Here is a 1418-nt window from a genome sequence, read left to right as displayed (position 1 = left end):
AGAACAGAGGTTTTTTCCAAATCTGTGATGGTCTTTTTCTTTTCTCCTTCCGTAACAGTCATGGTAATCGTCGGTTGGTTCGAATTAAGTAAATTCTCAAAAATCTTTCTTCCTGTATCATAACGTGACCCACTAACTCCAAGACTACTATCTTTGGCACTTGGATAGCGATAAGCAAATGATGTCCTTAAATGAACCTGGCCATCGACAGGATTCACTTCAATGACTTGTTCAACATCTGGCGAAGACAATTCAAATTCACGATTGGTAAAACATTCAAAGGCAAATTTACCATAAACGGATTGAGGAATCCAACGTGACCCTATTTTAAACTCAATATCTGCCAGATGTTGAACAAGTCATTGAAGTGAATCCTGTCGATGGCCAGGTTCATTTAAGGACATCATTTGCTTATCGCTATCCAAGTGCCAAAGATAGTAGTCTTGGAGTTAGTGGGTCACGTTATGATACAGGAAGAAAGATTTTTGAGAATTTACTTAATTCGAACCAACMGACGATTACCATGACTGTTACGGAAGGAGAAAAGAAAAAGACCATCACAGATTTGGAAAAAACCTCTGTTCTAAGAGCAAAAGAGCAGCATTTACAAGAGCTCTTTCAAGAATTTGTCTCACAGTATCCAGAAGTCCAACAAGTCATTGAAGAAAGTTACAATCGTCTTTATAATCGGACGGTTAGTCGAGAGTATGATGGTAGCCATCTAGTCATTGATGGCTTGGCACAAAACATCAGTCTTCGTCCTCACCAAGAGAATGCCATTCAAAGAATTATAGAAGAAAAAAGAGCCTTATTAGCTCATGAGGTAGGTTCAGGAAAGACCTTGACCATGCTTGGTGCTGGGTTTAAATTAAAGGAGTTGKGGATGGTTCATAAGCCCTTGTATGTGGTGCCCTCTAGTTTGTCTGCTCAGTTTGGCCAAGAAATCATGAAATTTTTCCCTACTAAAAAAGTCTTTGTGACCACTAAGAAAGATTTTGTGAAGGCGAGAAGAAAACAATTTGTTTCTCGTATTATTACAGGAGATTACGATGCCATTGTCATTGGGGATTCTCAATTTGAAAAAATCCCTGTCAGTAAGGAAAGACAGATGAACTATATAGAGGATAAACTCAATGAACTACGAGAGATTAAAACACATTCTGAAAATAAGTATACCGTTAAAGAAGCAGAGCAATCAATAAGTGGTCTAGAGAAACAATTGGAAGAACTCCAACGCTTTAATCGTGATAGTTTTATTGATTTTGAGAACTTAGGAATTGATTTTCTCTTTGTGGATGAAGCACATCACTTTAAAAATATTCGTCCAATTACTGGACTTGGAAATGTAGCAGGGATTACCAATACAACCTCTAAGAAGAACGTGGATATGGAAATGAAGGTTCGACAGATTCAGGAAG

2 pseudogenes are annotated in these 1418 nt (G+C 37.9%); one reads left to right on the top strand and one right to left on the bottom strand.

Annotated elements, in window-relative coordinates:
* Positions 1 to 350, bottom strand: a pseudogene (locus K4H96_RS05825) (hypothetical protein); the annotation flags it as partial.
* Here K4H96_RS05825 and K4H96_RS05820 point away from each other — a divergent pair.
* Positions 344 to 1418 (top strand): annotated as a pseudogene (locus K4H96_RS05820) (DEAD/DEAH box helicase family protein); the annotation flags it as partial. The pseudogenes K4H96_RS05825 and K4H96_RS05820 sit on opposite strands and share 7 nt — an antisense overlap.

The organism is Streptococcus sanguinis, assembly GCF_020729765.1.
Taxonomy (GTDB): Bacteria; Bacillota; Bacilli; order Lactobacillales; family Streptococcaceae; genus Streptococcus; species Streptococcus sanguinis_Q.
The sequence above is the reverse complement of the archived record's forward strand: the minus strand, read 5'-3'. Positions and strand labels throughout refer to the sequence as shown.